At 51.1% G+C, this 25799-nt stretch carries 22 protein-coding genes; 10 read left to right on the forward strand and 12 right to left on the reverse strand.

Going from position 1 to position 25799, the window contains the following annotated elements; all coding sequences use genetic code 11:
• Positions 1-417 precede the first annotated feature (417 nt).
• Positions 418-1431: a catabolite repressor/activator gene (gene cra, locus N8M53_RS06725; protein ID WP_269578212.1), complete on the forward strand. Its 1014-nt coding sequence runs from the start codon at positions 418-420 to the stop codon at positions 1429-1431.
• On the opposite strand, the gene N8M53_RS06730 is transcribed toward cra, so the two are convergent.
• The 7 genes from N8M53_RS06730 to rsuA all read right to left on the reverse strand — a co-directional run bounded on the left by N8M53_RS06730 (position 1428) and on the right by rsuA (position 10051).
• The gene (locus N8M53_RS06730) at positions 1428-2516 is read right to left on the reverse strand and encodes a lipocalin-like domain-containing protein (RefSeq protein WP_269578213.1); all 1089 of its coding nucleotides are present in this window, start codon (positions 2514-2516) and stop codon (positions 1428-1430) included. The genes cra and N8M53_RS06730 overlap by 4 nt on opposite strands.
• A gap of 39 nt (positions 2517-2555) precedes the next feature.
• The gene (locus N8M53_RS06735; RefSeq protein WP_269578214.1) at positions 2556-5021 is read right to left on the reverse strand and encodes an FtsX-like permease family protein; all 2466 of its coding nucleotides are present in this window, start codon (positions 5019-5021) and stop codon (positions 2556-2558) included.
• On the reverse strand, positions 5002-5673 hold the full coding sequence (locus N8M53_RS06740) for an ABC transporter ATP-binding protein (RefSeq protein ID WP_077772325.1): 672 nt from the start codon (positions 5671-5673) through the stop codon (positions 5002-5004). Before N8M53_RS06740 ends, N8M53_RS06735 begins: the two co-directional genes overlap by 20 nt.
• 150 nt (positions 5674-5823) lie before the next feature.
• On the reverse strand, positions 5824-7197 hold the full coding sequence (locus N8M53_RS06745; RefSeq protein WP_269578215.1) for an MATE family efflux transporter: 1374 nt from the start codon (positions 7195-7197) through the stop codon (positions 5824-5826).
• Between the two features lie 98 nt (positions 7198-7295).
• Entirely contained in the window at positions 7296-7937 is a 642-nt protein-coding gene (locus N8M53_RS06750; RefSeq protein WP_269578216.1) for a DUF2913 family protein, read from the reverse strand.
• Complete coding sequence (locus tag N8M53_RS06755; RefSeq protein WP_332301563.1) at positions 7934-9142, reverse strand: Bcr/CflA family multidrug efflux MFS transporter; 1209 nt, start codon at positions 9140-9142, stop codon at positions 7934-7936. The genes N8M53_RS06750 and N8M53_RS06755 overlap by 4 nt, the downstream gene beginning before the upstream one ends.
• Positions 9143-9358: 216 nt before the next feature.
• The gene (gene rsuA / locus N8M53_RS06760; protein WP_269578217.1) at positions 9359-10051 is read right to left on the reverse strand and encodes a 16S rRNA pseudouridine(516) synthase RsuA; all 693 of its coding nucleotides are present in this window, start codon (positions 10049-10051) and stop codon (positions 9359-9361) included.
• A gap of 288 nt (positions 10052-10339) precedes the next feature.
• Here rsuA and N8M53_RS06765 point away from each other — a divergent pair, with 288 nt between their 5' ends.
• From N8M53_RS06765 to rplY, 3 genes are all read left to right on the forward strand, one after another.
• Positions 10340-10801 carry a GNAT family N-acetyltransferase gene (locus N8M53_RS06765; protein ID WP_269578218.1) on the forward strand — a complete coding sequence of 154 codons (462 nt, stop codon included), beginning with the start codon at positions 10340-10342 and terminating at the stop codon, positions 10799-10801.
• A 61-nt stretch (positions 10802-10862) separates the two neighbouring features.
• The gene (locus N8M53_RS06770) at positions 10863-12668 is read left to right on the forward strand and encodes a DEAD/DEAH box helicase (RefSeq protein ID WP_269578219.1); all 1806 of its coding nucleotides are present in this window, start codon (positions 10863-10865) and stop codon (positions 12666-12668) included.
• A 190-nt stretch (positions 12669-12858) separates the two neighbouring features.
• Positions 12859-13140 carry a 50S ribosomal protein L25 gene (gene rplY, locus N8M53_RS06775; protein ID WP_046073181.1) on the forward strand — a complete coding sequence of 94 codons (282 nt, stop codon included), beginning with the start codon at positions 12859-12861 and terminating at the stop codon, positions 13138-13140.
• A gap of 85 nt (positions 13141-13225) precedes the next feature.
• Here rplY and N8M53_RS06780 read toward each other — a convergent pair whose 3' ends face one another.
• From N8M53_RS06780 to N8M53_RS06795, 4 genes are all read right to left on the reverse strand, one after another.
• On the reverse strand, positions 13226-14188 hold the full coding sequence (locus tag N8M53_RS06780; RefSeq protein ID WP_269578220.1) for an ion channel: 963 nt from the start codon (positions 14186-14188) through the stop codon (positions 13226-13228).
• 93 nt (positions 14189-14281) lie between these two features.
• On the reverse strand, positions 14282-14566 hold the full coding sequence (locus tag N8M53_RS06785; protein ID WP_269578221.1) for a DUF1289 domain-containing protein: 285 nt from the start codon (positions 14564-14566) through the stop codon (positions 14282-14284).
• A gap of 60 nt (positions 14567-14626) precedes the next feature.
• Positions 14627-16993 (reverse strand): DNA polymerase II, encoded by a 2367-nt coding sequence (locus tag N8M53_RS06790; protein ID WP_269579994.1) that lies wholly within the window; start codon positions 16991-16993, stop codon positions 14627-14629.
• A gap of 111 nt (positions 16994-17104) precedes the next feature.
• Entirely contained in the window at positions 17105-17995 is an 891-nt protein-coding gene (locus N8M53_RS06795; RefSeq protein ID WP_269578222.1) for a hypothetical protein, read from the reverse strand.
• Positions 17996-18119: 124 nt separating this feature from the next.
• On the opposite strand from N8M53_RS06795, the gene N8M53_RS06800 reads away from it, so the two are divergent.
• Positions 18120-18821: a DUF2786 domain-containing protein gene (locus N8M53_RS06800; RefSeq protein WP_046073177.1), complete on the forward strand. Its 702-nt coding sequence runs from the start codon at positions 18120-18122 to the stop codon at positions 18819-18821.
• A gap of 272 nt (positions 18822-19093) precedes the next feature.
• Positions 19094-20110 carry an OmpA family protein gene (locus N8M53_RS06805; RefSeq protein ID WP_269578223.1) on the forward strand — a complete coding sequence of 339 codons (1017 nt, stop codon included), beginning with the start codon at positions 19094-19096 and terminating at the stop codon, positions 20108-20110.
• A gap of 79 nt (positions 20111-20189) precedes the next feature.
• Here the strand turns inward: N8M53_RS06805 and N8M53_RS06810 are convergent, their stop codons facing one another.
• On the reverse strand, positions 20190-20741 hold the full coding sequence (locus N8M53_RS06810; protein WP_269578224.1) for a gamma-glutamylcyclotransferase family protein: 552 nt from the start codon (positions 20739-20741) through the stop codon (positions 20190-20192).
• 137 nt (positions 20742-20878) lie between these two features.
• Between N8M53_RS06810 and N8M53_RS06815 the strand changes: the two genes are divergently transcribed.
• From N8M53_RS06815 to N8M53_RS06830, 4 genes are all read left to right on the forward strand, one after another.
• On the forward strand, positions 20879-22366 hold the full coding sequence (locus tag N8M53_RS06815) for a carboxypeptidase M32 (RefSeq protein ID WP_269578225.1): 1488 nt from the start codon (positions 20879-20881) through the stop codon (positions 22364-22366).
• A gap of 192 nt (positions 22367-22558) precedes the next feature.
• Positions 22559-24163 (forward strand): ABC-F family ATPase, encoded by a 1605-nt coding sequence (locus tag N8M53_RS06820; protein WP_420066572.1) that lies wholly within the window; start codon positions 22559-22561, stop codon positions 24161-24163.
• A 100-nt stretch (positions 24164-24263) separates the two neighbouring features.
• A complete protein-coding gene (locus N8M53_RS06825; RefSeq protein WP_269578226.1) occupies positions 24264-24749 on the forward strand; it encodes a DUF2780 domain-containing protein in 486 nt (161 codons plus the stop codon).
• A gap of 119 nt (positions 24750-24868) precedes the next feature.
• Complete coding sequence (locus N8M53_RS06830) at positions 24869-25768, forward strand: DMT family transporter (protein WP_269578227.1); 900 nt, start codon at positions 24869-24871, stop codon at positions 25766-25768.
• Positions 25769-25799: the final 31 nt, after the last annotated feature.

Below are 25799 nucleotides of genomic sequence, written 5' to 3' on the forward strand. Positions count from 1 at the left end.
TTTTTTCAGTGCCGCGGCACGGGTTGATGTTGTCGTCGGCCACATCAGTATCACTAAGACATGGCGGACATATTGGTTGGTCGCAAGTCACCGCTCATTGGCAGTGTTTTCGTTTGACTTGCTACATTCGCTTTACCTAAAAACTGAAACGATTCAGCTCTTAGGTAAAGCGAGTGAAATCGCTCCTGGCGTTCGGTCAAAATCTCTTCCACTTATAAGCGCCGGAAGAGATAAGCCGCATCGTCTTTCCAGCATCTTGAGATCAGCCGCCAATAATTGACACAAGCTGAAACCTTTCAGCTTTAAGGCTGAATCGTTTTAGCTTATAATGCAAATATATTTTGGATCTGAAGTGCGTAAACTTTGATCGCATTCACAAAGCCATCAGTAACGATCGGCCTACTTAAGGATCGCTTTATGAAGCTTGATGAAATTGCCCGTCTTGCCGGTGTATCACGCACAACGGCAAGTTATGTGATTAATGGCAAAGCCGACCGTTATCGGATCAGTGAAAAAACGCGAGCACGCGTGATGGCGGTGGTCGAACAACACAATTATCAGCCGAACCGCGCCGCCACAGCCTTGCGCGCGGGTACGACACAAACGCTAGGTTTAGTCGTTCCTGACTTGGCGAACACCAGTTACGCCACGCTGGCAAAACTCTTTGAGCGAAAAGCCCACGATCAGGGCTATCAGGTTATTATCACGGGCTCTGATGACGACCCAGAACGAGAAAAAATAGTGGCTGAGACCCTCGTCTCCAGGAAAATTGATGCGTTAATCGTGGCCTCTTGTTTACCTGCAGATAATACCTTCTACCCCAAATTACAACAGCAAGGCACTCCCATCGTTGCCATTGACCGTGGGCTGGATGCCAACCAATTCGCGAATGTGCTGAGTGATGATGAAAAAGGCGCTTACCAGCTCACCGAGAGGTTAATTGCCCCAACGGATGTCTATCAAGCAGGACTGATTGGGGCCGTCCCATCGCTGGCCATCTCACAAGACAGGGAGAACGGCTTTCGTGGTGCGTTAGCGGCACGAGGCGTAGATGGACAAGTGCGTTACGGCCAAGCTTTCAGCCGTGCTGAGGGACAAAGGCTCATGACTGAGTGGATTGAAGCCGGTGACTTACCCGATGCTTTGCTCACCACGTCCTTCACGCTGTGTGAAGGGGTGCTGGATGCCATCAGGCAAACGGGTATCGCCCCCACTGCACTGTATTTTGCCACCTTTGGTGATAGCCGCATCCTCGATTTTCTTCCTTTTGGCGTGCAGTCTCTCCCTCAACAATTTGAAGCCATTAGCGACGCGGCGCTCAGTCTCGCGGTGTCGGCCGCGCAAGGAGACAACCATCCTGGGGTTATCACGGTTGAACGCCAACCCATATGGCGCCCCCATCAAACACAAGCCTGGGTCGGACTGGGTTAATAGCCGGTCGCTTCCATAAAGCCTCGGCCTGTGGCACTGCCATGCACTTCCACAGGCCCTTCCCAATAGGGAAAACTCAAGTCCATCCAGCTTTGAGGGTTAAGGGGCTGTGTGGTCAAGCTGATGCCCTCACTCGGCACCCTAATCTGCCAACTGACAGGCAGGTTGGCGCCCTCCGCCATCTTGGCATGACTGACCGGCAGCATACGAATATCACCCTGGCTCAGCGTCACGACTCGGCCATCAGGATACAGTAACGATCCAAACATAAACGGCTCCGTGCCGCGTATTTGGGTAACCATTAACGCACGGCCATCATCTAAGTTAAGCCCAAACCAATCCCATCCCGTTTGATTGGCAGCCATCGCACCGCTCGACCACTCCTTATCAAACCAGCCTTTTCCTGTCACGGGAATGGTTTCACCCGCAATGGTCAGCGCCCCCTTGACGGTTAACTGTGGCAAAGAGAAATAATACGAGGCCGACGGCTTAGTGGCATGACGGATACTATATCCTTCTTCACCGTGCTTGACCTGTTGTCCATTTTCGCGCACCTCCAACTTAAAGCCTACTTGCTTACCTTGCGTAGGCCACATTGCACGCACATTGGCAGGAAAAGGTTGTTTACCGCCCTGCCATTGCCAGTCGTCTAGCCAAGCCTGAAAAGGTGACAGCGTCACTCCTGCTTGACCAATCCCGCCACGGGAAAAGCGCTCCGACTCCCATTGTTTATCATCACTCGTGATAGCGACGTGCGCCATATACAGCTGCCGGCTCGCCCATCCTTCTTCACGATCCGGTGCTAATGCGCGGCGAAACAATGTCCATTGCACGCCATACGCGTGTCCATTAGCGTCGGTTAACGTCGCGGTCAAATACCACCATTCAGTGGCAAAGTCTGAGTGTGTCGCCATGTCTTGGGGATAGGTAGGCGTGTGGCCTGGGGTCACTGGGGCAAAGCCACTTTGCGAATCAAAAACGGCAAAATTTCCACTGGGTTCAGGAGACGATGCGGGCTGCTGACCCCACCATACCAGCGCGCCGAGCGCGATGATCACTCCGCCTCCTAACAATGCACGTATCATTTTCCGCTTCCATCGCTGAATCACTTCACTGCCTCTTTTTTACTGCGCATCACGCAACGACGCCGCCGCGGTGCGTTTTAGCATGCGATAAACAGGCCAAGCCCCTGCGACCATAAGCGCCAACATGGACAGCCCGATGGTGGTGGCATAGCTGATCGGGAAGAAGCTCATGGTCATGGTCCACCCAAACGATGCTTTCAGCACAACATGGATCAACATGCCCGCCAGCACAAGCCCCAACGGGATAGCAATCAGCGCACTGGTGAGGCCAAGCAGCACCAACTGTCCTCCCCCGAGCGCAATGAGCTCGCGCCCTGACAGGCCAAGGTAACGTAGCAAGCTATATTGCCGTTGGCGCGATAGCTCGGTCGCCAAGGTCGAAAAGAACAACCCACATATCGCGACAACCAACATCAGTGCACACAAGCTTTCGGTCACAGTAAACGTGCGATCAAAGATACGCATGGCATAACGCATGATATCCGCCTGGTTTTGCACCTGCCCGGTGGTCAGCGAAAAACGGTGATTGATGCGATCAACGAATTGCTCAGTTTGCGTGTCCTGATTCAGGACCACCGCCAGTGATGATCGGCCTTGCTTTAACCATTGTCCCGCATCACTGCGTGTAGACACCACAAGCTGGCCGTAGGGGTTGCCATAATCGTAATAAATTCCCGCGACCTGCCAGCGCTCGCCCATCGGCGCGGGAAGGTTGATGCTCTCCCCCACGCCCACACCAAATTTAGCCGCTAACGCCTCGCTGAGTAATACGGCACGTTCTTGGTGCACTTGTGCCCAATAATCAGGTTGAGCCGCCTTCATCGCCAACGTTTGTTTCTCAGACGGACGGTTTCCTACAGACAGCACTTCAAGCCGCCCTTGGTTTGCCGTCAGCTCACGCCGGTAACTGGTCCAAAATTGCGCCACGTCTTTATTGTTGACCAACCATGTTTCCATCTCATCGAGAGCGGCATGGTTCGGCCGAACATAAACATCCGCAGCCAAGCGCTGCTGCAGCCAAGTTTCAGTGCTGGTGCGAAAACTACCTACCATGGTTTCCATGCCAATATGCGCCGAGATCGCGAGCATAAACGCCATCGCCGCCACACCACGGTAACTTAAGCTTGCCGCGGCATCGGTGAAAAACCATCGCCATCGCGCGCCCGCATAGGCTGCTGCGCTGGCATGAAACAACCAGCCACACAAATAAGGCAGCGCTAAAGCAGCACTTAACATGGTAAAGGCAATCAAGGTAAAGCCTTGCCACTGACTGGTCTCCCAATACGATACACCCCAAGCCGCCACGCCAAGCAGCACCGCTAAAATCGCCTGCACGGCATACTCTCGATGTGTGCCACGCATCAAGGTCATTCGTTGCGATAGGCGCCCTGGCGAGGTGCTGACTAAGCGCACCAGAGGCCAAGCGGATGCCATCGCTGCCCCCAAAATAGCAAGGAGTAAACTGGAGAGTCCCCATTGCCACTGCCAATGCATGACTAAATTGATATCTGCGCCATACAAATCAGACAAGGTCGTAGCAACCGCGGGGAGTAATTGGTTGGCAAGCAACATGCCCAACACATTGCCACTGACCACGCCAAGTAGCACCCAAAGCAATAACTCTGTCGCCATAACACCAGAAAGCTGGCGTCCATCAACGCCGAGCTGCCGAAGGGTACCGACCAAGGGCTGGCGCTGGGTCATGGAAAGGGAAATGGCCTGATAAAAAATAAACAGCCCCACCACAAAGGCCAATAACCCCATTGCGAGCAAATTTAAGTGAAAAGCACGGGTGAGCGGGCCTAGTTGGGTTGATTGGGTTTTGGTCAGCGTCAAGGCTGAGGGTAAATCGTCACGAATCGTTTGTCGTTCCGCTTGAGACAAATCCCCGCATAACACCTCGCTGAACCCAGTACGAGGCGAAAGCTTACGCAGTAGCGCCATATCCGCTACCAAGTAGGTGCCCATACTCAGTGCATCATTATCGATAATACGCAAAGGGCCGATCGGCGGATAATCCAACAACTCAATCATTTGCCCCTCTTCCCAGCCTTTGTGCTCAGCCATGGCTTCTCCTACATAGACAGGATAAGGCACTGAGATGGCATCCATGGGGGATAGTGAGGGGGCGTCATCTGTACCCTGATTCGCGATAAATGGCAGCATCGCGATCGCATCCACTCCCATCAGGTGAATATCGCTAAGTGACGGTGTCACAACATCGAGGCGATCAATCGGCACACATTGCGTTAAGCCTTGACGGCGCAAGCCAATGTAAAAAGCATGCGGCACGCGCTGTGTTCGCTCGGTATGATGAATGCTAAAGGGGTACGGATTACTAAAAAGCTGTGCTCCTTGGCGATAGCTTTGCTGCGCATGCTGGTTTATCGATAACACGCCAACCAGCAACGAGACACCCAGGGTTAACCCAAGCCAGACGAGAAAGACTTGAAACGGATGGCGGCGATAATGCCCCCATAAAGCACTAGCGACGGGCCCGAACACTGAGCACGCCTCCTTGTAACCCCACACTACCTTGCAAATAACTGGCCACGGTATCACTGTGTGTCACCAGTAACAGTCCGGCTTCCTGCTGACTGGTTAGCGTGATAAGCAGGCGCATCACCGCGTCCGCATTGCGCTCGTCCAAACTTCCCGTTGGCTCATCGGCAAGTAGCAGTTTGGGCGACATATATAACGCGCGAGCGATAGCGGCGCGCTGCTGCTGACCACCAGACACTTCTTCTGGGTAACGATTGAGCAATGGCATCAAGTCAAGCTGAGAGACAATTTGTCGCCACAGACAACCGTCTTCTTTTAAGCCTTTTAATTGGCGACAAAAACGAATGTTATCCGCAATAGAGAGAGTGGGAAGCAGGTTAAATTGCTGAAAGATCAGACCGATGTTTTGGCGTCGAAACTGCGTGCGTGCTGCCTCGCTCAATCGGTGAAGAGGGGTATCGTCAAACCAGATCTCGCCACTGTCGGGTTTATCCAGTCCCGCAATCAAATTTAACAAGGTACTTTTACCCGACCCACTTTCGCCCATCAACGCCAATTGGCTGGTCGACGACAGTGACATTGCGGCGCCTTGCAGCACAGGGTGGAAGTCGCTCCCATCCTGATAACCTTTACACAGCCCTTTAATTGCTAACATGCCAATGCACACCCTTATAGTGTCTTAAAAACAGCAATAAACGAGAACTAGGTCACACTGTTTGATTAATTTGGCAATGTACCCCAATTAAGGGGCTGAGAAAAGCGTTAAAACCGGTGGGCAGCTTCCCAATTTATTTTTCGTTTATTCTTAGCCGTCATTAACAAGATTATTTAGCCAAACGCCTGACTTCACCCGAATCAGGGACCCTATCCATTTGACCACTTCTTCCACCCCCAGAAGTGCATAGACCCAATAAACAGGCCATTCAAACACCACTGCGGCGGTCAATACCACAGGAATACCGATCAGCCACTGTGCAACAAAATCTTGCCCTAGGCAGTAGCGCACATCACCACCAGCACGCAGTACCCCAACAATCATTGCCATGGGGATCGTTTTCACGATAATCAACGCACACATCGCCCAGTAAAAGTAAGCCGTGATCTGTGCCGTCTCCCCCGTCAATGCAGGGAAGAAACTTAACACCCAGGGCTGAATCATCAGCATCAAGCAGGCAATCGCCACGCCTGCAATAAAATTAAATATCGCCACCTGCCAAGCTTGATGGTAAGCGGTGTCCGTTTGTTGTGCTCCCAGGTTATTGCCGACCAACACCGCGGCTGCATTGGCCGTACCGATGAGAAACGATAGTGAGAGTGACTCGACCGGAGTGATAACCGCTATCGCCGCCAGCCCCGCTTCGTTAACGTGACCGATAATTGCGTGGTAAACAAACAAGCCAGACGACCACATTAAAAAGTTAAACGCCGTCGGTAATGAAAGCGACAAAAACCGCTTTACTGCTACAAGCGTTAGCGAGGCCTTCCAATCAGACAACGAGAAGGCAACCAGATGTTGTCGACGATATAGATAAGCGTACAAAGCGGTGACTTCGACGATACCACTAAGGACAGTGGCCACCGCTGCCCCTTTCGAACCCAGTTCAGGCGCGCCCAGATTACCAAAGATAAATACCCAGTTGAGCACCACGTTAACACTGATCCCGATCCCACTAAAAAAGGTGCTGATGCCAGGCTTGTGCATGGCGCGAAGCCCTGCAGCCAGACCTGAGACACTGGCTAAACAAAACAATGATAAGCCAGCTATTTGTAAGTAATCTTGCCCCAATGAAATAACGGTAGGATTGTCACTGGCAAACCCCACGATGACATCCGCATACGCCCAGAAGACAAAAGCACTTAACGCGGCGGTGGCGTTGGTCAATGTGACAGTTAGGGCCGTTTTTTCACGAAAACCTTGCCGATCCCCCGCGCCCCAATATTGCGCCACCAACATGGAACCGCCCGTCATGGCACCAAGGATCAGCAAAGAGGAAACAAACATCGCTTTACCGGCAATACCAATGGCGGCGACATCCGCTTCACTCAACTGTCCCACCATCAAGATATCGACCAAACTACGGCTCGAAAACATCATGGTTTGCAGTGCAATCGGCACTGCAATTAACAGCAAGCGCTTTAAAAACACAGGATCAAAGAAAGGACGGGAAAGTACGCTCACAAGAGACTCCAGCTTAGAGGGAACCGATGTAGTTTACGTGGCTTTTAAAGCAGAAAAAACCGCCCGAAGGCGGTTTATGGACAGTGAATGCCGGTTAGTTAGCGCGGCATCACCATTAAGCCATCGGCTTGATTGTTCGGCCAAATACGGTACTCAGCATGGTATTTGACGATCGATTTGTAGGCAGTCACTCTCGTCGGTGCTATCCACGCCTGATGCGCCCAGCCTATTACCACCTGCTCAGGCCCTCGCACATAAACACTCAGTGGTGAGACCAATTGCTGCTCATCATCAAAAGCCGTTTGCATCGCGTCGGGACACACGGCCATTGAATGCTGCCCACCTGATATGATTTTCACTTTTCGGTCAATCTTATCTTGTGTATGCACGCACCAACCCGCTTCAACCGCACAATCAATCCACTGGTGTAATTGCGAGTTGTGGACAGGCTTGGCAGGTTCGCCAACCGGAAACCACTCGGCATACACTGTTTGGATTTGAGCAAATTCAGCGCCAAGACCCGCCTGCGTGCCGGCACTGCGGGCACGTTGTGTCCAACGTTGTAAGTCAGCTTTTACACTGTGATGAAAACGTTGTTGCTTCACCGCTTGCGCCACCCAACGACCAAGAAACGCCTCACGTGCATGGGGTGCATCGGCCACTTTTTTAGCGGCGATCGCAGCCGCGAGATCGTCAAAGGCGGCGGCCATCACAGTTTGAATTTCAGTGACATAACTCATGGTTCTTTGCTTGCTAATAGCCAATAGAAAGCGGCAGAGAGTATCGCACAAAGGGCTATCGCGCCAACCATGCCCCACGGGGTGCCATCAGAGGCAACCGCCACGCCCGCACCAACCAGCGAGCCGATACCAAACCGCATCGTCCCCGCCAATGAAGAGGCCGTTCCCGCCATTTGCGGATAGCAAGCTAACAAACACGCCATGCTATTACTGCCAATGGTAGAAATCACGCCAACGTACATCATGACCGGAATGACTGTCCCCCAAAGGCCAACATCTAACCATTGGAACAGCGCAATCGCTATCCCTGCCGCAAGCTGTAAACCAAGCCCCAAGCGCAGCATCCAGTGCGAGCCCATTTTTCGCACCAAACGGCCATTAATAAAGGTCATCACAATCAGGCAGACAATGTTTAACGCAAACAAGTAACCAAACATCTTGGCGCTGACGCCATAGTAGTCAATGTAGACAAAAGACCCCGCGGTCAAAAAAGAGAACATCCCCGCAAATGAAAACCCTGAGCAAAAAATCATTCCCACGGCAAACGGTGTTTTCAGCATCCGGGCATAATTGCGCAGTGACGCGCCAATCCGCATTGGTGGCCGGTTCGCGCGAGGTAAGGTTTCAGGGATCCGTACAAGAATACACACGGTGACAAAACACGCCCATCCGGCTAACACCCAGAAGATCGCCCGCCAATCAAACCAAGTGAGCAAGTAGCCGCCAATCATTGGGGCGGCCAGTGGTGCAATCGTCATGACCAAGGTGATAAACGACATGGTGCGCGCAAACTCTTCGCGCTCAAACATATCACGCACCAAGGCTTGAATAATGACCGCGGCAGCGGCTCCCGCAAACCCTTGCGTTGCACGCACAAATGTCAGTACATCTATATCTTGGGCCATCGCACTGACTACCGCACAAACGAAAAACAGTGCAACCCCTGCCAGCATCACCGGTTTGCGGCCATAACTGTCAGAGATCGGGCCATGAAAGAGCTGTCCAATGGCAAACCCGGCCGTGTACGCGACCAAGGTGGACTTCACCGCACTGCTTGGTGCATTTAAGTCGGCAGCAATCGCTGGCATGGCAGGCAGGTACATATCGATCGCCAACGGCGTCAGCGCCGCAATCGCGCCAAGCACCAAGATTAAAAGCCAGCTTAATTGCGTCGGGGACGACGTGACAGCCGATGATTGCGACATAACTCTCCTTAACGTAAAAGACAGGAAAAAGGGAAATAACGTGAGATTGGTCAAAGTGTAACAATTTATTGTGTCGCCGTGGGAAAGAATGTCTTTCTTTTGGTCACCTTGTCGTAACACAGGGGCTTGGATTAACAACAAAAAAAGCACAGCCCATGCTGTGCTTACCATTGCTCATCGAGAACCTGCAATGACGAGGCTAGTCAGTCACCTGTGTTAGCCCAGTAATGCGATCTCTTCGTCTGTTAATGGACGATATTCACCAGGCTCTAAGTCTTCGTCTAATACCAAGTCACCTATTGACTCTCGATGCAACGCATCGACCTTATTGCCCATGGCAGCAAACATGCGTTTTACTTGATGATACTTGCCTTCTTGAATAGTCAATAACGCCTCATAGTCATCAATTTGCTCAAGCGTCGCTGGCAGCGTCGGCTGCTTCTCGCCATGCAGCATAACCCCTTCTTTAAACGCAGGGGCAGTCTCAGGACTAATCGGATCAACTAACCACACACGATAGGTTTTGGTGCACTGGTGCTTGGGTGAGGTAATACGGTGTGACCACTGACCATCATCGGTGAATAACAGCAACCCGGTTGTGTCTGCATCCAAGCGACCCGCAATGTGTAGCTTTTCCGCATTGACTTCATCCAGTAATACAAACACCGTCGGATTAAACGCATCCTCATGCGAACACACCACGCCAGCAGGCTTGTGCATCATAAAATAGCGCGGGCCTGATAAGGTCAGAACACGCCCTTCAAACGCGACTTCCGCGCCTTCGCTCACTTTGATCGCCCCTGATTTGACCACGTCACCATTGATGGTTACACATTCACTTTTAAGGACGCGTCCAGCCTGCTTGCGAGTCACCCCTAGGGTTTCACATAAAAATTTATCTATTCGCATATTACCGCTTATTACACCTTTGTTTGACGCGGATTATACGTCACATTGCGGCTCAGACACAGATCAAGTTTTATTAGATCTGACGGAAAAACATACCGTGATGAGATAAACTGAATGTCATTGTCGACGTAATGTACACATGGCAATGCAAGCAAAACCCAATGCTTTTTGCTGAGACGCCGAGTCTGTCACAACCTGCCAATCAAAACATGGTTGGTGATTGAGCATGTCAGTTTGGCGAGTATGATACGGTCGTCTTGACCAATCAGTGATAAAGAAGGAAACACCATGATTGTCTCTCTTCGCCGCCCCGACGCCGATGCCTTTGAAACCTTATTGACGCTGTCACACGAACAGCACGACCACGAAGCACTGCCTTTTGATCGTACTCCCGTCGCGGCCACCTTCAACACCTTACTCTCACAACCTGAGCGTGGTGATGTTTTTCTGATTGATGTTGAGCATGAAGGAGAAATCGAAACGATTGGCTTTTTAGTCGTCGCCTATAGCTTCAGCGTGGAAAACGGTGGTAGCGTCGGTGTGATAGATCAATTCTTTATCCAACAAAGCTGGCGACGGCAAGGCGTGGGGTCACAAGTGATCCCACACGTTGAAGCGCGAGCCAAAGAAAAAGAGTGTGTGGCCGTCATCCTCGAGGTCAATATTGGCAACAAAGGCGCTCGGCTTTTCTATGAGCAGTTCGATTACCAGCCTCGCCGCCAGCACTGCATTATGACTAAACGACTTTAGTTCTGTACCTGACGTCACAAGTCAGTAAACTAAACGGCCTCACTTAGGCCGTTTTTTCATTATGTATACCCTACGTCCCTATCAATCTGACGCGGTTAAGGCCGTGCTGCATTATTTTCGCCGCCATGCGTCTCCTGCTGTCGCCGTGTTACCTACCGGTGCGGGAAAAAGCTTGGTGATCGCAGAGCTTGCGCGTATCGCCAAAGGCCGAGTACTGGTGCTTGCCCACGTTAAAGAGCTCGTCGAGCAAAACCATGCCAAATATGAAGGCTATGGATTAAACGGGGGGATCTTTTCCGCGGGGTTGGGCCGTAAAGAGTCTGACGACAAAGTGGTCTTCGCCTCTGTTCAATCTGTGGTGCGAAACCTGGATGCCTTTGCTGACCAGTTCTCCTTACTGGTAATCGATGAGTGCCATCGTGTGCCTGACAACCAAGACAGCAGTTATCGTCGCGTGATTGCGCATCTGCAAACGGTCAACCCCGGGCTCAAAGTGTTGGGGCTCACCGCGACTCCTTACCGGCTTGGGCAAGGGTGGATTTATCAATACCACACCAGTGGCAAGGTACGCACCACAGAGACACGCTTTTTTCGCGATTGTGTGTTCGAGCTGCCGATTAGTCACTTGCTCGACGAAGGCTTCCTGACCCCTGCCCATGTCTTGGATGCACCGTTACTGAGCTATGACTTTTCTCAGGTTTCTCGCACTGCAAACGGCTATTACCGTGAAGCCGATCTAGAAAAAGTGGTGGCCAACGCCCCTCGGGCAACCCCGCAAATTGTTGAACAAATTGTTGACTATGCACAGGCACGGCAAGGGGTGATGATCTTTGCCGCCACGGTTAACCATGCACGAGAAATCCTGTCTTATTTGCCAGAGCACGCATCCGCCCTGATCGTCGGTGATACGCCAAGCACAGAGCGCGATCGCCTGATCACTGCGTTCAAACAAAAAGCACTAAAATACTTAGTAAACGTATCGGTACTGACCACCGGCTTTGATGCGCCTCATGTGGACTTGATAGCGATTTTACGCCCCACTGAATCAGTGAGCCTCTATCAACAAATTGCCGGGCGTGGTCTTCGCCTCGCGCCAGGAAAGCAAGATTGTTTGATTCTCGACTACGCCGGCAATGTCTACGACTTGTACCAACCAGAAATAGGCATGCCCAAACCTGATAGTGACAGTGAGCTGGTGACGATCCCCTGCCCCGCATGCGGGTTTAATAACAGCTTTTGGGGCAAGCTGGACGACAATGGCTTTTTGATTGAACACTATGGTCGCCAATGCCAAGGCTATTTAGAAGATGAGGATGGCGAACGCGAGATCTGTGGTTACCGCTTTCGCGCCAAGTTTTGCGATGAGTGTGGCGCCGACAACGACATTGCCGCGCGTCGCTGTCACCAATGCGATGCCCCTTTGATTGATCCCGATAAGAAACTCCGAGAAGCACTCAAATTGAAAGATGCGCTGGTGGTGGCGTGTAACGACATGACCCTTACCGCCGGAAAAAACCGCTATCAAAAACCACAACTTAAAGTGACTTACCACACCCACGAGGGCAATGATTTACACGAGGTGTGGCCGCTGGCCAGCAAAAAACAAAAACAAGACTTTCTGGCGCGATTTGTCCGGCCACACCTGGTCGATCGCCACCGCCCATTCGACGCCACCGCCCCCACAAAAGTGACCGCGTCACAGCATCGATTTCGTCCGCCTGACTTCGTGATTGCGCGTAAACAAGGCCGGTTCTGGCATCTGCGCCAGAAAATCTTTGATGTGGAAAGCTTTGTTAGCCAAGACAGACTAACCGCCATGTTAGCGCAAAGCCGGGGGCAAGCTTTCGCAGAGCACGACGCGAGTTGAAGCACTCAGGGTCAATAAAAGACGCTTCCACGAGCAAAAGGCACTGTGTGAGCGGCTTGAGCGGTGATAGCCGCGCCGATAAGGCTTGTTTTAGTGGCCAAGCAGTGCTAATATCCGCGCTCGTTTTTGGGTACTGAGTTAGGTCGCTACGCTCAGTACTGTGTTTTCACTCTAAAGAGAGTTATTAATTATGTTTAAGTTCGAAGCTGAAGTACGTACAGAAAAGGGTAAAGGTGCGAGCCGCCGCCTACGTCATCAGAAGAAATTCCCTGCGATCGTTTACGGTGGCAACCAAGAGCCTGTATCAATCGCACTTGACCACCCAGTGGTTGTTAACCAAATGGACAAGCCTGAGTTCTACGAAGGCATCATCCTGGTTATCGATGGCCAAGAAGTAAAAGTTAAGCCACAAGACATCCAGCGCCACGCGTTCAAGCCAAAAGTTGAGCACATGGACTTCATCCGCATCTAATCGCTCTGCGATCATGATGAGATGAGAGAAGGCGCCTTAACGGCGCCTTTTTCGTATCTGTTTATCACCGTCGACCACGCTATTGCTACCTCGTCATCTTTTTCACGAATACCACCACAAAAAGTGCCATGGTAAAGCTACCCAGAAATGCCTCAAGGGCAGCGATAAAGCGGGCAAAACCAGACGGTGTAATATCGCCATATCCTAGGGTGGTAAAGGTCACCACACTGAAATACAGCGCATTCAGCAACTCATAAAAGCGGGCTTCTGCGCCAGTCAGATCCGGATAGATCGGGTTGGCTTGGGTGGTACCCAGGGCAAAATACGCCAGCGCACAAGATGCAATCACTAATACGGAAAAAATCACTACCCGCAACGGATCCTCGCCGTAACCACAAAACAAATCGACCGTTTTCGATAGTGCGCGCTGAAAGCCGAGCTTCGGCATCTGATAACGGCGAAACCGCATTTCCTTTTTGAAAAAATAGCCGGCCACATCAAACAACCCTTGTTTTTCACATTGTTTGCGGATGTTGCGGCATACCTCTTCCGACTCCTGGAACAGAGAGTGACGCCGAGACGGATCCTTTTCCAAAAAAGCCAACCGCTCTTGCTTAAATTGCTCGCCCCAATCAACATTTTCGAGCCCAGTACGTGCCATGTCCGCCCCCAATAAGTTGCTACCATCGAGACGAGTACAATTAAGATTGGCGCGCAGTAAATTGGCTTTCATCAAGGATGCATTGCGTAAGTCCAAGCCAAAACAGTGAGCTTCGGTCAGATTGGCACGGTAGAAGTCCGCACCTTGGCACGAGTAACCTTGCTTGTTACCACGGTTGACCAAATGAATATCGGTCAAGTTGGTACGCGCCAGCTGAAAGCCATCGAGTGGCCGGCCCGACGCGGCCCACGCTTCCACGTCCGCTTTTACATCGTGGTGGCGCTTATCAACATTAGGGTCATGCCAATAACAAAGACCAGATTCACCCGCTTGCTGATCACATTGCCATCCATTCCGCGCTTTAAACACACACACTTTACCGCTCATCACTTTCCCTCCTCCTTATAGTTTAGAAAGGACATGAAAACACGCCAGAGAAAGAGAGAAGCGCAATGCTGTCAGTAGGTAACGCCGTCATCATTAAGACGACGAATCGTCATTGAGGTCATCAAACAAGGAAGGTTGGTAAGGCAGGGGCTCAGCATCCAAAGCAGCGTCTTGCACTTGTTTTCTTTTCGCACGCAAGATACGTAGATAGCGTTGATGACAAAGACGGACGACATTGCGTTTTTGCTCATTGGTTAACGCATACCAATGAACACGCTCGTCGCGGCTGCGAAAGCAGCCTTTACAGTAGCCTTTGTTGTTGACCTGACAGATGCCTCTACACGGGTTCGGCACCTCGAAAAAATCGAGCTGTTCCACGTCGACCTCCCTGCTGATTCTTTCATTCAAGCGGGTGGGCAACCAAATTGCAAATTTGGATTAAAATAACCCTAATTGCGGCAGCGCCAACGTATCAAACTCCTTGCCGATAAAAGGCAAAATACCATCGGCAATCGGTTTCAGTTGTTTATCAACATAGTGCTGATAATCAATTGGGCTACGCAAATAATCGCAGGGTTCCGGGCCATTTACCGTGATCACGTATTCTATCCAGCCACCCCGCTGGTATTGCTCGGGGCGCCCTAGCTTACGGTTTTCACTTTCCGCCATCCGCGCCGCGCGCACGTGCGGTGGCACATTTTTTTGATACTCCGCCAATGGCCGACGAAGCCGTTTACGATAGACCAATGCATCGTCATGCTCACCTTGGTTGGTACGCTCTACGATGTCGCGAATAAACCCGTCTACTTCGTCACCATCAAACACACGTTGGTATAACTGTTTTTGGAAAGTTTGTGCCAACAGGGTCCAGTCAGTACGGACGGTTTCTAACCCTTTAAACACCAGCGTTGACTCGCCTGACTGTCTGTCTATTACGCGGCCGGCGTAGCGCTTTTTGCTGCCTGTTTCTTGGCCCCGAATGGTGGGCATGAGAAAGCGTTGGTAATGGGTTTCGTATTCAATTTCTAATGCCGAGTCTAAACCGTATGTATCGCTTAAATGACTTTGCCACCAGCGATTGATTTCACCCACTAACTGCTGCCCGATATGATCAGCTTGCTCGCTCGACTTTTCGCCCCCCAAAGAGACAAACGTCGAGTCGGTATCGCCATAAATGACCTCAAAGCCCTGCCCCTCAATCAACTCGCGAGTGGTTTTCATGATTTCATGGCCACGCATGGTAATCGACGATGCCAAACGATGATCAAAAAACCGACAGCCTTGCGAGCCCAGTACGCCATAAAAGGAATTCATGATGATTTTTATCGCTTGTGAAAACGCTTTTTCGCCCGCTTTTTTCGCCCGGTCACGCGCTTGCCACAAATCATCAATCAATGCTGGAAGGTAGTGTTTTTCTCGGTGAAAGACACCGCCACGAAAGCCAGGTACCGTCTTTGCCTCTTCGCCGGTTTCTTGTGCTTTTAACCCCTCAATAAGCCCCAGCGGATCAATGAGAAAGGTACGAATGATAGAGGGGTACAGCGATTTAAAATCTAACACCAGCACCGAGTGATATAGTCCAGGCTTGGAGTCCATCACATAACCACCAGGGCTTGCAATCCACCCTTCACTGGCTAAATTCGGCGCCACATAGCCTGAGCGATGAAGGCGTGGTAAAAACAAGTTGGTGAAGGCTGCTACCGAGCCCCCGACACGGTCAAGCTCTACCCCGGTTAAGCGTGATCGCTCAATAAGAAAATCCAGTAAGTGGGTATGCGCAAAGATTCTATTGACCAATCGACAATCTTGGAGGTTATAGGTGGCCAGTGCGACTTTGTCGTGATGAAACATGCGATTGATGGAGGCCATGCGATCATGGGGGTTATCAATCGCTTTTCCCTCCCCCAATAACGTTTGTGCAACCGCCTCTAGCGCCCATGAACGAAAGCCATAGGTTGCTGTTTTTAAGGCTTCAATACCATCAATCACCACCCGCCCAGACAAACTAATAAAGCCCGGTTTATTACTGCCACCGTCACGCCAAAATGCGCGTTCACCGCCACGGCCAAGTCGAAGGTCGCGTTGATAGATTTGTGCACGCTTCACCAGTAAGCGAAAGTCAAAATCAATCACATTCCAACCCACCACCACATCGGGATCGTAATAGGCAAACCACCTTTCTAACGCACCTAGTAACGCTTCCTCGTCGTTGACCCACTCTATCCAGTCAGGCGCGTTGTCTTGCGGGTTCCCCACCATGATCACTCGACTATCTTTTTCACTGTCTAGCCCCACCGAATAAAGCTGCCCTTTTTGTGAGCATTCAATATCCAAAGAAACATGGTGCAATATCGGGGTGTAATCTGCCTGTTTGGCTTTGCCTTGGATCACCTCTAGGTAACCTTGGCGTTGACGAGCTTGACCGGTGAACAACAAGCTGCCACAAATGTACCGCTCCATTAAGTAACGGTCAGCGAGGCGAATATCGCCTTCATACAACGGAATAGCCGCGCCACTAATCACACGTTGCCCCTCTTGCGCACGTTTCACACTACTGAAATAGCAAGCGGCCACAGGTGTGTGTTGAAAGGTGGATAATGACACCGCTTTGCAGTAGGCATGCGCATCAACCGTGGGTAATAGGGCATCTACACGCGCTTTTTCTTCTTGAGGGACAAAAAACACGCTTTGCTGATCGTCAATACACAGCTTTACCGGGCCATCTGGCGTCGATAGCCACAGTACAATCGACGTGGTTTGGCCTCGGTCGCGTTGTTGACGCGTGATCACGAAGCCTTGCTGCATGTAGGACGAAGAGAGTGAGGACACAGGCGTTATCAGGGTTGCATTGTGTGAGTCATTTTGTCAGTGTAACAAACCCCACTAACCACTGTATAGATAAACAGCCCTAATGAATTAGTCGGGATGTTCAGCCCGCCCTGCACCGCCGATGACAATCAATCCAATCACCACGACCACAGCCGCACTCGTGAGGCGCATATTCATCATGCTACTTTGATCCCAGGCCACCAGACCCATTAAAGCGAGCAAGACGGCCACCCAAATGAGCTGTTGTGCTAATAGTTTCTGGGTTGATGCCATCACGCGCCAAAATACCTCAGTAGCGAACACAAACAACGCACCAGCAAGGACAGCAAAACCAACACCGCACAGCGAAAGAAAACCATTGGGTAAGGTAAAGATGATTAGGGGCAGCACCAACAATAAACTCATCCGTAAACTGGTCGCCAGGATGGCGTTAGCTTGATAAGCACGTTTGTTGGCTTGCAGCCAAAAACTCGCCCATGCACCACCACTAATCAGCCCTAGCACCATGCCTAACGGACTTGGCGCATACATGCCCGGCGCGAGTAAATATCCCAGTCCCGCGAAAATCAACATTAAACCCATCCATAACCAGTGTTGATGCGGTGAACGAGATACCACCCCCAATACACCTTGCACACTCGCCACCACGACCAAGCCTAAAGTGGCGATATCAAGTAACCGACAGGCGAATACCGCGCTGGTAACCGCAAGGAAAAGCAAGCCTGCAAGCCGCCATTCGCTCAGAGGCGCTATTTGGCCCGGGGCTAATGCCACTCCCTCTTGCAAACGACTGCCGGCGTACTTTTGCGGGAAAAGCCGTTGCCCTCCCAATGCAATCATTGCGGCAGACAATAACCAAAAGCCAATGTAACTGGCCGGGTCAATCCATTGGTTGATCACACGACGACCTACCTCGGCATTGATCACCGCAATCACGACCACCACTGACGCGCCTATGATACGACTCGCTCTTTTCATTCGTATTCGTGCCTTATTACTGATTCTTTCAACAAGACCGATCGCAACCGCTAATTCTTTCAACCCTTTGTTGTCTCTTTCGGACGCGATACAATACGCGTTTGTTCGTTTCCGGGAAGTATGCATGTCAGATCCGAAAAGCAAAGCGCTCAAAAAAATTGCTAAGTGTCTAGAGCTCAGCAATTCCGCCAATGTGAATGAGGCAGCGCAGGCGATCAAAATGGCCGAGCGGCTGATGCGTAAGCATGGTCTGGATCAGGACGACATTGACTTCATCAGCATGGGCAAAACGCGCTCAGAAAAGCTATTACCCGCTTCAATTGGTCAATCGATCTTAAAAATCATTCGCGGTATCAATAGCCGGTTTGGGGTGGAGTGTGTGCTCGTCAATCACAAGGGGCTAAAACAAGCCGAGTTTATTGGGGACGCAGACCGTGCCATCTTTGCTGCCTTTGCCTTCGATGTGGTCTATCGTGATATGAATGAACATATCGGCCAGTTTCGCAATAGCTTTGCAGGCACAGGCACCAGTACGCAAGAGGTGACGCGGCGCGTACAGTCATTTACCACAGGCTGGCTTGAGGGCGCGCTCGATAAACTTCCTCAGCTTGACGCGCGTGATAGCGACGACAAAATCAAAAGCTATATTGATAAAGAGTTTGCCAACATTGACCGCGAGACCTTTAAGCAACAACTAAAAGAAGCGATGGCAGCCATGACAGATGATTACGAGCGTGGAATGAAAAAGGGCCGTGAAATCTCAGTGAGTCGCCCGGTGAGTGGTCAAGGCCCACAAAAGCGCCTGACTGGTACCCGCAAGTCATAATCTTATTGAGTCACAGGCCGAATTATGTCCGGCCTGTGTCAGCACTTTCCCATCAATAAGACACCTGTGTTAAACATCGTCAAATCAAGGTTAAATCCCTTTTCCCCGGTTGAGTTACACTGCGCTGGCGTCTAGCCTAGGATCAGTGTCACGTTATCAATGGCTGGTTGGCGCTGTCCGCTGGCAGTCCAGTTGCTATGAGCTAATGTGAGCCTATAACAAGCAGAAAATGCGTAAATAATTCTTCATATCCTTACTGAGGAGACAGTGGCATGAAAAAAATAGTGACAAGCCTAGGGTTATTAATGGCGGTGGCACCTACCGCCTATGCACAGCAAGACAGTGGCCTATATATGGGTGGCCGCATTGGCCCTTCGTTTTTAGAAGATAGCTGTGTAACTGACACCGACTGCGGCGACTCCGAGCTCGGTGCAGGTATTATCACCGGTTATGATTTCAATGATTGGTTTGCGCTCGAGGGTACCTATGATTATTTAGGCCGTTTTGATACCGCGTTTGATCAATCAGGCACTACAGTTGGCGCCTCGGGCGATCTTACCGCTTTCACACTTGCGCCTAAGCTGTCTTATCACGTCAAGGATGACACGGCACTTTACGGTAAGCTCGGCGGAGCGATGTGGGACTTTAATAGCAACGCCGGCGATCGTGACGATGTGTCACTGATGGGCGCCTTAGGTGTTGATCATCAAGCAACGGAAAAACTGAACGTTCGCCTTGAGTACCAGCACATCAACGATATGGATGATGGCTACTTTTCAAGCATTGACAATAACTTAGTGACTGTCGGCATGACGTATCATTTCGGGCGCACCAACAACGAGCCAATGCCAGAGCCAATGGTTGAAGAGCCCGTCATGGAAGAGCCAGAACCTGAGCCGCAACCCGCGGTTGAACCACAATCGATCGTACTCTCAGAGGCCGGTGAAACCGAAATGTTTGGCTTTGATAAAGCCACGCTTTCTGATCAAGCAGCAGCTTCATTGCAACCTTTAGTGGATCGCTTACTTCGCCACGAAGAAGCCACCGCGACGATTGTGGGTCATACGGATAGCAAAGGGCCTGCAGCCTACAACCAGAAGCTGTCTGTTGAGCGCGCGCAAGCGGTGGCAGACGTGTTCTTGGATGCCGGTATCGATGCGAGCCGCCTCACCGTAGAAGGCAAAGGTGAAGCCGACCCAATAGCCAGTAACAACACGCCGGAAGGACGTGCACAGAACCGCCGCGTTGAGGTAACTTCTCCTGAGATCGTGTACGTGGAAGTCAATTAATTCCACTGGCACTTAAAATGACTGAAACGCACATTAGGCCACCGTATGATCGGTGGCCTATTTTATTGAGCACGCTAAATCAAGGATTGGCGGAGGGGGCGACGACGCCTTGTAGATGACTCTGCATTAAACGATCAATTTCTATTCTGTCTTGATCGCTCACTCCCGCCACCCGCGGGTATCTTGGTGCTGAGCGATCGTTATGATAGGCACCTTCCCATCCTTGAGTGGTGGTTAAAAAGGCGCGAGCAAAGTCCGTCGAATAGCGTAAACACCCTGCCATTACCGTATCCACATAGGATTGCGCTATGGGTTTATCGACATCAGGCGCTCGCCGGGTATCAGCGACGTAAACGTACACGGGCCCATCCAGGATAACGTCTTCGGGTAAAGCAATGTTTGACTCGGCTAACTGTAAACGTTGATAACCTGCCTCACGCCGATCAAAATCGGGCAGTGATTCGGGGTCGATGTTGACCAATACCCCGTTGCATTCCCCTTCCCCTTCAAGCACCACCAGCGGTGAGATAAACGCCTCACTCACATTGCTCCAGTGGCGGCTTAGTCCACTGACGGTAACCGGACACGCCCACCCTGAGTCGCCTGTCAGCGCCCGTGAGGCTGGATTCATCAAACTCCCGTACCCAAATAGATACATGACGTTGCAAACTCCTTTATGCATTTACTGGCAGAACCAGAGGCACTGCCTTGCTTTTCTCACTCAAATTGACAGAATAATCTGGCATTGTTGTCAACAAGGAAGTGATAATGGAACCACTCGATAAGCTGGAAGCTCATTTTAAGCGCCTGTCGCATTTTCAGCACCTTGCCGCAATCTGTGGTTGGGATCAAGCAACCATGATGCCAGATGGCGGCAATAACGCCCGTGCCGACGCCATGGCAGAACTCGCCCTCTACTGCCACCAACAAATGACCAAGCCGGAGCTTGGGGATTGGTTCGCAGACGTAGATGAAAAATCCCGCCACCTGAACGCCACGCAAAAAGCGAGCTTGGCAGAGATGAAGCGCAAATGGCAGCAAGCCAGTGTGTTACCCGACACCTTAGTTAAAGCCAAATCATTGGCCGGGGCTAAATGCGAGCATGCGTGGCGTCAGCAGCGCCAAGACAATGACTGGGACGGGTTTGCCAAAAACTTAAAAGAAGTGGTCGCGCTTGCACGCGAAGAAGCCCATATTCGTGCCGATCAAAAGCTTTGCTCACCTTATGATGCGCTCCTTGATTTATACGAGCCAGGTATGACCACTGAGCGTATCGATGAAGTATTTGGTGCGCTCAAACAATGGCTACCAGAGACCATCCAAGCTGTAGTCGACAAGCAAGCCAAGCAGCCAGTCATCACACCTAAAGGGCCCTTCCCACAAGCGCAACAAAAAGCTTTAGGTGAACAAGTGATGAAACAGCTGGGATTTAGTTTTGAGTATGGCCGGCTCGATGTCAGCACCCACCCATTTTGTGGCGGCGTGCCGACTGATGTGCGCATCACTACCCGATACGATGAGCATGATTTCACCTCAGCACTAATGGGCGTGATCCACGAAACCGGCCATGCGCGCTATGAGCAAGGACTACCTAAAGACCTAGCCGGTTTACCGATTGGCCAAGCACGCTCAATGGGGGTACATGAAAGCCAAAGCCTATTTTTTGAAATGCAGCTCGCCCGCAGCACGCCCTTCGCGACATTAATCTGTCAGCAAGCCAAACAAGCCTTTAGCCGCCAAGACGATCCCGCGTTTCAGGTCGAAAACCTCCACCGCGTGCTCACTCAGGTGTCGCCTGGCTATATCCGCGTCGATGCCGACGAAGTCACCTATCCCGCGCATATTATGCTGCGTTACGACATTGAACGTGATCTGATCAGTGGCAAAATGGACGTCGAGCACATCCCTGACCGTTGGGACAACGCAATGCAGCAATACCTCGGCCTCAGCACCGCTGGCAATTTCAAAAATGGCTGCATGCAAGATATCCACTGGACCGATGGCAGCTTTGGCTACTTCCCGACCTATACCTTAGGGGCACTGTATGCCGCGCAATTGATGCAAACGATGCGTCAGCAACTGGATGTGGATGGCATTATCGCCAGCGGCAACCTCTCACCCATTTGTGATTGGTTATCCCAACATATCTGGCAGCGCGCCAGCACCACCTCAACCGACAACTTACTCAAAGATGCCACCGGCGAAACCCTCAATCCCGCCCATTTCCGCGACTATATTCAAGAGCGGTATTTGTAAGCCTCTCTACATTCCCCACGCCAGCCCAGCTGGCTTGGGTTTCTTCACCATTAATCTGTTAATTCCATCACACTTCTGTACAATGCGTGCTCAGTCATATTTATCTTTACACCCTCCTCGCTTGGCCGTAAGTCAGATGCTTTGTTGGCATGATTACGTGCCTTGGTTGAGCACAGTCGCTAGGAACGTCTTTTGATTTCAATCGCCAATATCACCATGCAATTTGGTGCCGAGCCGCTATTCGAAAACATCTCTGCCAAATTTGGTAACGGAAACCGCTACGGGTTAATCGGTGCCAACGGTTGTGGCAAATCGACCCTGATGAAGATTATGAGCGGCGCCCTCACCCCAACGGCAGGCAATGTGTCTATCACCCCAGGACAAACCCTGGGCGAGCTCAGCCAGGATCAATTTGCCTATGAGCAGTATTCAGTGATCGATACGGTGATGATGGGTGATCGTAAACTGTGGGAAATCAAACAAGAGCGTGAGCGCATTTATTCTCTGCCGGAAATGAGCGAAGAAGACGGTATGGCCGTGGCTGAGTTAGAAAGCCAGTTTGCGGAAATGGACGGTTACACCGCGGAAAGCCGCGCTGGCGACATTCTTTTGCAAGCGGGTATTGCCGAAGAGCTCCACTTTGGCTTGATGTCACAAGTCGCGCCGGGCTGGAAATTACGGGTGCTACTTGCCCAAGCCCTGTTCGCCAACCCTGATATTTTGCTGTTGGATGAGCCAACCAACAACTTGGATATTCATACCATTAACTGGTTGGCTGGTGAACTGCAGCAACGTCAGTGCACCATGATTATCATTTCTCACGATCGTCATTTCCTTAACGCCACGTGCACACACATGGCCGATATCGATTTTGGTGAGCTTCGTGTTTACCCCGGCAACTACGATGACTTTGTCGCTGCATCCAGCTTGGCACGCGAGCAATTACTGGCCAGCAACGCCAAAAAAGAAGCCGAACTGAGTGAGCTGCAAGACTTTGTGAATCGTTTCGGTGCCAATGCCTCTAAGGCCAAACAGGCTAGCTCCCGCGCGAAGCGCATGGAAAAAATCCAACTTGATGAAGTGAAAGCATCAAGCCGCGTGCACCCTTATATCCAGTTTACTGAAAGCAAAAAGCTCCATCGCCAAGCGGTAGAATTGCGGGAGGTAGGCCATGCATTTGACGATTCGCCCCTGTTTCGCGGCGGCCATTTCTTACTCGAAGCCGGATCGCGTCTCGCCATTATCGGCGAAAACGGGGTAGGTAAATCGACGTTACTGCGCTGTTTAGTCGGTGAACTTGCGCAAAGCGAAGGCACAATCAAATGGTCAGAAAACGCATCCATTGGCTACTGTGCACAGGATAACAGTGCCGAGTTTGATAACGATCTCACCGTCTTTGAGTGGATGTCGCAGTGGCGCACGGCCAAGCATGATGATTTGATTGTTCGAGGTATTTTAGGCCGCTTGTTGTTCTCTGCCGATGATGTCAACAAAAAGGCAAAAAGCTGCTCGGGTGGCGAGAAAAACCGCCTAATGTTTGGCAAGCTGATGATGCAAGATATCAATGTGATTGTGATGGATGAGCCGACTAACCATATGGATATGGAAGCTATCGAGTCACTCAATAAAGGGCTAGAGCAATTCCCCGGCACCTTGATTTTTGTCAGTCACGATCGTGAGTTTGTTTCTTCACTGGCCACCGACATTATTGAGATCAAAGATCAGCAGTTAATCCACTTTAACGGCAGCTACGATGAATACCTCGCGCACTTAGAGAAAGTACGCGCCGTGGCTTAACCCTGAGACTCGTCAACGCTTTGCCGCTGAAAGGCTTTCTTTCCGCGGCAATCCCCGCTATACCTAGAGCACGGTTTATTTTTTGTGTAACGGATAATCAATGATGAAATACGTGGCGACTTTTCTCACGCTCTCTAGCCTTGTTTTCGCAACACCAAGCTACGCTCTGTTTGGCCAAGGCGATAAAACGACCGATGTGATGACGCAAATGGCGACCCAGTTCGCGGATGAGCAAGCCAGTCAGTCCCCCCTTGTCCAATCCATTACCGAGCAAGTGGATGTGAGTTCAACACAAGCCGCTGGTGGTGCCAGCGCGTTGCTGGCAATGGCAGCCAATAGTCTGACGGGGAATAACCAGCAAGAGCTTGCGAGTCTCCGCCCTGATTTAAGCTCGCTGTCTTCATTACTCGGTGACAGTGGTGTCAGTAACAACATCAGTTCACTTAGCAGCCTATATAGCGTGGCAGAAAAACTGGGGATCAATGCCGCAACGTTGCAGCAATTTGTCCCAATTATCCTTGAGTACCTTGGGCAACAAGGCGCCAGTCAAGGATTACTTAGCTCACTGACACAACTTTGGCCTTAACCTTCTAACGTTATACGCACACGCGGCTATTAAGGCCGCGTATTTATTTGCCCTACCCTCAAGCAAAAAATAGCGAGACGCGTTATCATATCCGCCTTGTTGTTCAACACCGTGTGATTATGCCTGCCTTATCTCTCTCTGCTATCCCCATCGGGATCCGCTATATGCTGCTCTCTGCACTCGGGTTTGCGCTGATGTCGGCCTGCGTGAAATATGTCAGCATCAACGGCATCCCAGTGTTTGAGATTGTTGCATCGCGGGCCTTGGTCTCGTTAATCATCAGTTATACCGATGTCAGACGCAAAGGCCTATCACCATGGGGAAATAACAAACCGCTACTGTTGCTACGTGGTGTACTTGGAACCGCAGCACTCATGTGTGTGTACTATGCGGTTACGACACTGCCACTCGCTGAAGCTACAGTGCTGCAATACACCCACCCGGTATTTACCGCTATCCTAGGGCTCGTGCTACTTAAAGAGCGTTTACAAGGGGCGACGTTGGTGTGTATCGCCCTCTGTTTAACTGGGCTCTATATTATGGTGCAACCTAACCTCAATGCCTCCATTGACGATGCGCTTCCTACCTTTAGCGTGGTAGTGGCGTTAATGGGCGCATTAGGCAGCTCGATTGCCTATGTGATTGTCCGCAAGCTCAGCCGCACCGAAGACAGCTCAGTAATCATCTTGTATTTCCCGATGATCGCCTTACCCGTGTCCACCGTGTTGATGTGGCCGTCTTTTGTACTGCCCAGCCTGTCACTGACCTTGCTGTTGGTGCTAGTCGGTGTCTTTACCCAAGTTGGCCAATACGGCTTAACTAAAGCGATGCAAACCCAACAAGCGGGACAAGCCTCCGCCTACGCCTATATTCAAATCGTGTTCTCGACATTAATTGGGGTATGGATATTTAACGAAGTCCCGTCTATCTGGACTTATACCGGTGGTGGGTTAATTGTCGCTGGCGCATTGTTCAATGCAATGGGGCATCGTCTCTTTAGAAGACGCGCAAGTGTTTAGTCTAGCGCCCGCTTAGAAATCAGATGACCGT

Source organism: Salinivibrio kushneri, assembly GCF_027286325.1.
GTDB classification, from domain to species: domain Bacteria; phylum Pseudomonadota; class Gammaproteobacteria; order Enterobacterales; family Vibrionaceae; genus Salinivibrio; species Salinivibrio kushneri_A.